This window comes from Pseudoalteromonas sp. MelDa3 (assembly GCF_002863625.1).
In the GTDB taxonomy this organism is placed as follows: Bacteria; Pseudomonadota; Gammaproteobacteria; order Enterobacterales; family Alteromonadaceae; genus Pseudoalteromonas; species Pseudoalteromonas arctica.
The window spans coordinates 1-7331 of record NZ_PJBR01000258.1; the positions used below are offsets into that span (position 1 = coordinate 1).

The 7331-nt window shown below is 38.0% G+C and carries 7 protein-coding genes and 2 pseudogenes; 5 read left to right on the forward strand and 4 right to left on the reverse strand.

Annotation, left to right across the window (positions count from 1 at the left end; translation table 11 throughout):
- Positions 1-260 precede the first annotated feature (260 nt).
- Positions 261-1193: an IS110 family RNA-guided transposase gene (locus CXF89_RS20870; RefSeq protein ID WP_257983254.1), complete on the reverse strand. Its 933-nt coding sequence runs from the start codon at positions 1191-1193 to the stop codon at positions 261-263.
- Positions 1194-1332: 139 nt separating this feature from the next.
- Between CXF89_RS20870 and CXF89_RS20875 the strand changes: the two are divergent.
- Positions 1333-1599: pseudogene (locus CXF89_RS20875) on the forward strand (transposase); the annotation flags it as partial.
- A gap of 12 nt (positions 1600-1611) precedes the next feature.
- Here the strand turns inward: CXF89_RS20875 and CXF89_RS20880 are convergent.
- On the reverse strand, positions 1612-2769 hold the full coding sequence (locus CXF89_RS20880; protein ID WP_121955660.1) for an IS30 family transposase: 1158 nt from the start codon (positions 2767-2769) through the stop codon (positions 1612-1614).
- 54 nt (positions 2770-2823) lie between these two features.
- Between CXF89_RS20880 and CXF89_RS20885 the strand changes: the two are divergent.
- Positions 2824-3735 (forward strand): annotated as a pseudogene (locus CXF89_RS20885) (IS3 family transposase); the annotation flags it as partial.
- A gap of 449 nt (positions 3736-4184) precedes the next feature.
- Positions 4185-4628: an antitoxin Xre/MbcA/ParS toxin-binding domain-containing protein gene (locus CXF89_RS20890; RefSeq protein WP_121955661.1), complete on the forward strand. Its 444-nt coding sequence runs from the start codon at positions 4185-4187 to the stop codon at positions 4626-4628.
- 347 nt (positions 4629-4975) lie between these two features.
- Here the strand turns inward: CXF89_RS20890 and abiEi are convergent, their stop codons facing one another.
- A complete protein-coding gene (gene abiEi, locus CXF89_RS20895) occupies positions 4976-5515 on the reverse strand; it encodes a type IV toxin-antitoxin system AbiEi family antitoxin (RefSeq protein WP_121955662.1) in 540 nt (179 codons plus the stop codon).
- 217 nt (positions 5516-5732) lie between these two features.
- Complete coding sequence (locus CXF89_RS21270; RefSeq protein ID WP_180961436.1) at positions 5733-5999, reverse strand: hypothetical protein; 267 nt, start codon at positions 5997-5999, stop codon at positions 5733-5735.
- 488 nt (positions 6000-6487) lie between these two features.
- Here CXF89_RS21270 and CXF89_RS20905 point away from each other — a divergent pair, with 488 nt between their 5' ends.
- Complete coding sequence (locus CXF89_RS20905) at positions 6488-6745, forward strand: helix-turn-helix transcriptional regulator (RefSeq protein ID WP_024609406.1); 258 nt, start codon at positions 6488-6490, stop codon at positions 6743-6745.
- Positions 6745-6876, forward strand: a complete 132-nt coding sequence (locus CXF89_RS21505) for a hypothetical protein (protein ID WP_257983255.1) — start codon at positions 6745-6747, stop codon at positions 6874-6876. Before CXF89_RS20905 ends, CXF89_RS21505 begins: the two co-directional genes overlap by 1 nt.
- Positions 6877-7331 lie beyond the last annotated feature (455 nt).

Here is a 7331-nt window from a genome sequence, read left to right on the forward strand (position 1 = left end):
CGCCAAAATGGGGTGAAGTCGATTTCCTCAAGTTTATAATAAGCCTCGTGTAACTGCCCGCTTTTAAATTTAAAAAAATACTTAGTAAGAAGAAAAGTAACACTACTGGCAAATTAGAGCCAAATCAAAGTAGCAACTCTTCCCGTGGTAATTCCTTAATACTTACCATATGATTATTTAAAAGTGGTTCATTGGATATCGAGCATTAAACTTGCGCAATGTGTAGATACCATCTCTCATTTTAAGCTTCAAGGTCGTATTTAACTTTCTTGGAGCTTAAACGCTTCCTGGTTTTTTATTACACCAAAACATATATGAATTAGCTTTCGCATATTTGCACACACAGCTTGCATTGGTGTTTTACCATTATTTATTAACGTTAACTTGTGTCGTTTTATTGTTTTATTCCATTGCCCAGCAACAATAGCTGCTATATAAAGTTTGCATCGAATTCTGGCTGGCCCGAGTTTACTGATTGATGTTCGCCCTTTTAATTTACCCGATTCATTATGCCGTGGAATTAATCCACAATAAGCCGCCGCTTCTTTGGCTTTATTAAATTTTTTAGCCGCAAACAAATACGTTAACTCTCTCGATAGTACGGGCCCAATGCCCGGAATAGACTCAAGTAGTTTTCTGTTTTTTTTTAAATCAGGTTCATTATCTATGTGGTTATCAATGTCAGATTTAAGCTGTTTAATTTCATCATCTAAAAACGCGATTGTCACTTTTATCGATTGGCAAACACGCGCGGAAACGTTGCTGAATTCACTTGCTTCTAATCGGTTCGCTTCTCGTTGTCGGTTACTCTCAAGCGCATCTAAACGACGAATAAGGGCTTTAAGCTCTCTAATTTCTAACGCTTCAGGTTGCCAATAATTAACGACTGCGTGCTTAGCACAGCCATAATGAGCAAGCATCGTTGCATCAGATTTGTCTGTTTTGTGAATTATGTTTAAAGCGTCTGCATACTTTTTAGCTTTACCTGGATTCGCTAAAATAATTTTAAAGCCTTGCTCGTGTAAAAAATACATCAGTGTTTCATGATAAACACCCGTTGGTTCGAGGGTGATAACGAGCTCACTAGCAGCGCTTTTAGTTGTATTTAAAAGCCACTTTTCTATTGTTACAAAGTCTTGGCGCTTGTTTTTAAAGACTTTTGTTTTGATTTTATTTGTAAGTTGGTCTCTCAACTACGATAAATCAATCTTCTCTTTACTAATATCAATGCCGATAAACATCATCTCTACTTACTTGTAGTGGTACAGTGATTTTGGCCACCCATTAAGAAAGAAATGTTATGCTGATAAGCATACAAATTTGGGTGAAAAAATGACGAAATTAAAACGCGCAACGTATTCTGCAGCAATCAAATTAGAAACAGCTCAGCTTGTAGTTGACCAAAGTTATACTCAAGAAGAAGCAGCCAAAGCGACGGGTGTGGGTAAATCAACCGTTAGTAAGTCGGTTACTCAATTAAAGCAAGAGCGTAATGGCCAGCCACCATCGGCTTCGCCAATGACGCCCGAACAAATTGAAATCCGCGAACTTAAAAAGCAAATCCAACGCATCGAATTAGAAAAGGATATATTAAAAAAGGCTACGGTGATATCAAGTGGTCAGTGCAACATGGTTTTTAATCATATCATTAGGAGTTAAATAGTTTAATATTCTTCTTGGTCGATTATTTAGTTTATTAGCGATTTTATCTAAATAACTTTGATCAAAGCCATGTAGGCTTGTCTTTTTCGGGAAGTACTGTCTTAAAAGGCGATTTGTATTTTCATTTGTTCCCCTTTGCCACGGACTACTCGGGTCACAAAAGTAAACATCTGTATTCGTATTTTTAGTAAATCTTTTATGGTCTGCTAATTCCATTCCCCGATCCCACGTTAGTGTGTTTTTAAGTACTTTTGGTAAACCATTAAATTTCAGAATAAGTGCATTTACTACATTTTTAGTATCCTTACCATCAACTTGTACCAAAGCTGTATACCGTGTTTTTCGATCAACCAATGTTGCTATATGTGAGTTGCTACTTCCTGATATTAAATCGCCCTCCCAGTGACCGAGAGTTGCTCGTGTTTCAATTTCATGGGGCCTTTCATGAATTGTTTTAGCATCAATAATACCTTTATAAATTCCCTTATTTGTTGAGCGTTTACCATGCCTCAACTTACGTTTTGAGCGAAGATGGCTAAGGACTGCTTTTTCGAAAATATAGCGTGATGGGATAAATAACGTTTTATAAATAGTCTCATGTGAAATATGCATTTCAGATGATGCTGGGTGTTTTATTTTTAACCAGCCAGAAATTTGCTCTGGTGACCAGTCGTCTAGTAGCTTAGACTCAACCAAATCGCTAAGTGAATTACCTTTTTGTAATTTGCATTGCTTTGGCCTTAATGCTCGCTTTAGTGCATTTTTATCAGCCGTAACTGCACGGTATTTGGCAATACCACCATTGCGTTTGATTTCACGGCTTACCGTTGACGCTGCCTTTTCTACATTACGAGCTATTGCCCTGATAGATAAGCCTGAAGCTAAACCTCTTGATATATCTTCTCGCTCTTCTAAAGAAAGAAACGATAATCGACGCTTTCGTTGCACTGGCGATATTCCACCTTTTAGTTTAAGTACACCGAATATAGAACCAGCATGCCTATCAAGCGTCAAGCCTATTTCGCTAAGCGTTCTACCTTCACGCCATAAGAACCATGCTTTCAGCTTTTCAATATCACTTAAACCACGTTTTGATAAGTCAGTCATAACTACCTAATTAATAATCAATTATAAGGTGTTGCATTGACCTATTGAATTCACCACCGCTCTCTTGATGTCCGACTCCCTGAACAATTCTCGTTAATTGAGAAACTAAATCAACGAGAGCGTTACCCAATTAGCGTGCTGTGTAACGTATTCAATGTGCATCGTAGCAGCTATAAATATTGAGCTATAAGGGATACAACGCCGACACCAGAACAAGTAAGGCTAGAGGCTGAAGTTAGAGCAATACATGCAATGAGCGGCGGCTCAGCTGTGGCGCGGACAATCGCGGCAATAGCAACGAACAATGATTTTGAATTGAGCCGTTATCGTGCAGCTAAGCTAATGATTAAATTAAAACTTGAAAGCTGCCAAGTACCTCAACATTCATATAAACGTGGTGGTAATGAACACCTTGAGATCCCAAACCTGCTTGATAGACAGTTTGGTGTTGTTGAGCCAGATACCGTGTGGTGCGGTGATGTGACGTATATTTGGACAGGCAATAGCTGGGCTTATTTAGCCGTCGTTATTGATTTGTTTGCACGCAAAGTGGTTGGCTGGGCAATGTCGTTGTCACCAGATACTAATTTAACGCTAAAAGCGCTTGAACTCGCGTATGAAAGCAGAGGAAAACCGACAGGACTCATGTTCCATTCAGACCAGGGTAGTCATTATACAAGTTTAAAATATCGCCAACGTTTATGGCGCTATAAAATCACACAAAGTATGAGTAGGCGTGGAAATTGTTGGGATAATGCACCAATGGAGCGATTTTTTAGAAGCTTTAAAACGGAATGGATGCCAAAGGTTGGATATGGAAATTTTATAGATGCTAAATATAGCGTTAGTGATTATATCAACGGATATTACAACAACGTTAGGCCGCATCATTATAATGCCGGTTTAGCGCCAAATGAATCTGAGGTTAGATATCAAGATTCTAAAACTGTGGCCAAAATTAGTTGACCACTACAACCGTCGTTTTCTTAGCTAACGCCAAACCAATTAAATAAACCATATTTAAAACAAAACAATAAAGCCTTAGTCTGTACATATTAAATTTGTACTAAAAATTTTCAAAGTTATAGTTTAATATGAAGTTTAAAATATACTAATCAGGAGATAATTTATGAACGCAATACAAATAGCCACTTTATTAGTTTTAGCTATGTCTGTAGTGACTCTCGTCACTGGTTTATACGCTCTTAAAAATAGAAACAGATAGTGTTCTTTTATCTAATTAGTAATATTTTCCAGCTTTGATAGCGTATAAGGTCGACATACGTATTTCGTGTCCAAAAAACCGTATGTGATTCAGAATATAATTAATAACATTGCTATATTATATTGCTCAGGGCTTTGCGGGTTAGCTGCGCACGCTAAAAGTAGTTGTCATTAATTATAGTGAGTTACTAATGAGTACGGTACAAAATAAAAGTACAAAGCACGACTTTCTCAATGTCGTCACGCTTGGTAAATTAAATACACACTCAAACCCTATGACTGAAATAGCCATCGTTAAAGAAGGTTTAACAACAGCCGGCTTATGTACTTTTTCTACCTTAATGCAATGGGAACTGAGTACTTTAGCAAAAGTGTTGGGCACAACTAAGCGTACTTTGTTACGAAACAAAGATAAGCACTTAAATAAACAGATCAGTGAGAATGCGATTGAAGTGGCACGATTATCTAACTTTGGGACTGCGTATTTCGGCAGTATCGATAATTGGAATGCTTGGTTGTACACACCCAATATTCAATTTGATAATCAACCTGCACGAGCAATAATGAACAGTGTCCGTGGCCGTGAATTAATACGCAGAGTCATTAGCGGGCTACAACATGGATTTACAGCGTAATAGACGTTTATCGGAAGGTCCTAAGCAATATAACAATCCCTGCAATTGTCTTTCAGTATTGAACGCCATAGTGCAGGATCCGTTGCCTTGCTGAGTATACCGCCTTTTCACAATCATTGTGCATGCTTGAAAAGGCCTCTATTTGTCATTTAAGCCGCATATTTTTATATCTAAACCTAATTTCTCAGCTGTTTTTAATCTTGTAACTGCTCACATTTGAGACATAAAAAAAGCACTGTAATTAAGCATATCTCTCACCGCTTACTAAGCCTAGAAACATTATATTGGATCACTCAGTCCAGGTTACTTCCAGCGCCCTTTCAACTAAAAAATTAAAGTTCTCTCGTTTAGTCATCATGCATTACCTCCATATCAATTAAATGGGTATTTCTACCAACCCGATTTAAGTCTCTCAGTGCAGCAGTCTTTGATGCTATTCTTAAAGGCCTATCAGTCTGGATAATGTAAGGAATAATATCCCTAACTGCACGCTTAGTATGTGTAAACTCAATAATGCCATAAGGTGTTTTATATTCACCTTTCGTCCCCGTAGTCATAAGTGTTAACCTGTCAATTGGGATCTGAGAAATTACTCCGTAAGCTGATAGCGCGGACTCTAAGCTCACATAATTATATTCTCCACGTCTTAAGGCCGTTGCAATCAAGTCCAACGTATTAGATGTATTTTTATATCTAGATAAAGCATATACATAAACGCCCCTAGCCACTCTCTCCAAAATACCGCTCTTAACAAGGCGAGCAAGACTTTCGTTTAGTGAGCGCGGAGAATCTTCATGGAAAATTTTAGATAAATCTCGATGCAAAAAAACGTAGCGGCCTTTCTTATCTAATTCATTCAGTCTTTGAATTGCTCGTTCTTGCTTCATAATTAAGTCTCTACTTATTACACTTATAGGCAGTATAACTAACCACATAAGGCAAATCAAAGCTTTAAGTGAGTAGTTATAATGCGTTTAGGCAGTATAACCGACCACTTAGAGCGCGTGATGGCCCTATTTAGTAGGAATTAAAAAATCACCGAAGAGAAGATGAACTACCAACACTAATTACTTCGTAATTTGAATTAGTTTCGGGTAAGCCTGGTCAAGCCACCAAAGGCAACAAGTCAGCTTCTCTTTTAGAATTAGTAACGCTAGTGCCTAGCGTTACTAATTCGGGCTGGCACACACAACCCCTACAAGCTAGCGCGTTAAGCGCTTTACCTGTTTCTTTTCTCAAGATATTTAAGGCCGAGTTTACATCCGTATTCACTAAGCCTTGAGGACTCTTGTACAAGCCACGTTTCACACGGCGACCACTAAACTTAGGGACAATTTTTTCACCGTGTGTCGGAATGGTATCGTTATCCAAGGCGCTCGCCTTGGACGTGTACGATTCCTCACGTACGATGACTTTGATACCTAGTGCTTAGCACTTGTACTTGATCTGCTCAATCAGAATAGTGTGAGGAATACTCACACTATTTTGATTGTTTACCTTGCCAATATTACTATCTTGTTTCCAACCTTTGTTTAAGCCGATCACTAACGTGCCGATATTATTGCTCACGCAATAATTCGCTACGAAGCGAGAAGCTCTGTGCAAAAAGTCTCTTATCCGATGGTAGCGCTTGTTACTCAACCTTACTTCAAATCAAATGACAGTGTTGATTTCTTAAAATGCCGGGTAAGCGGTGATTGCGACTCTAACGCGCTTAACACACAGTTCCCTTCAACACCGTAGAAAAATTATTGGACTCTATTGGGTGAAATATTGATAATTTTTATTAGCTATATAGCTAACATAGGGATTGCATACTAATATATTAGCCATATAGCTAACATTCAATAAGTGAATATATGTCAAGTAGAGCAGATATTGGCAAGCAAATAAGTACTAGCAGGAAAGCTTTAGGCTACACGCAACAAAAGCTATCAGAGATCGCGGGAATTAATAAAACAACGATTTCCGAGATTGAGAACGGTCGCTTTACTGGTTCATTCGATATATTTGAGCGACTGCTTGATGCAGTTGATTTACAATTTGAAGTTACCTCAAAACAACACTCTCTACCAGACTGGGATACCATTGAAGATATATTCTCGGAGGATGACTAATGAGTGGCATACCACAGCTTCCAAATAAAATTACAAATATAACAGTATGCACTGATTATGCTGAAGTTGGCGTATTAACACATGGCTCAGTACATCACTACCAGCCAACACAAGATGTTCTGGTCAACTAAAACTGGACACTTTAATTTGATAATTCTCAAACTCTACAGGCGATAGATCATTATTCGCTGAATGCAGAGGTAATCCCCTCATTTTTAATGGAGGCTATCTATAGAATTTCTGTTGTTTAACTTTTCCAGTTTTTGTATGAGTGTGAGTTCTAATGCGAGAGCCTTTAAACCAGCCAAATTAATTGAGGCTAGATACAAGTCAATATTTCTGGTTATTTCATGACCGATGCAACTTCACCACCTACTTAACATAATAATAGCTATCGTAAATAGGGGTTTACGAGAGCTATTTTTATATGTCATTAGTACTACTTACATACTTAAAGCCACACTCAAAGGGCGAAAAAATAACGAAACTTAAAGGTGCGAAAATTTTCGCGAAAAAACTTGTGAGAAAGCGTACCGATTGGAGCTATTTTAGCTGAACAGGCATTCATTCTCTGCTTCATATTTTT

Excerpts from the sequence above, each read along its gene's own strand:
- CXF89_RS21505 (WP_257983255.1), top strand. The coding sequence starts at position 6,745 with ATGAGTGGCATACCACAGCTTCCAAATAAAATTACAAATATAACAGTA.
- abiEi (WP_121955662.1), bottom strand. The coding sequence starts at position 5,515 with ATGAAGCAAGAACGAGCAATTCAAAGACTGAATGAATTAGATAAGAAA.
- CXF89_RS20890 (WP_121955661.1), top strand. The coding sequence starts at position 4,185 with ATGAGTACGGTACAAAATAAAAGTACAAAGCACGACTTTCTCAATGTC.
- CXF89_RS20905 (WP_024609406.1), top strand. The coding sequence starts at position 6,488 with ATGTCAAGTAGAGCAGATATTGGCAAGCAAATAAGTACTAGCAGGAAA.
- CXF89_RS20880 (WP_121955660.1), bottom strand. The coding sequence starts at position 2,769 with ATGACTGACTTATCAAAACGTGGTTTAAGTGATATTGAAAAGCTGAAA.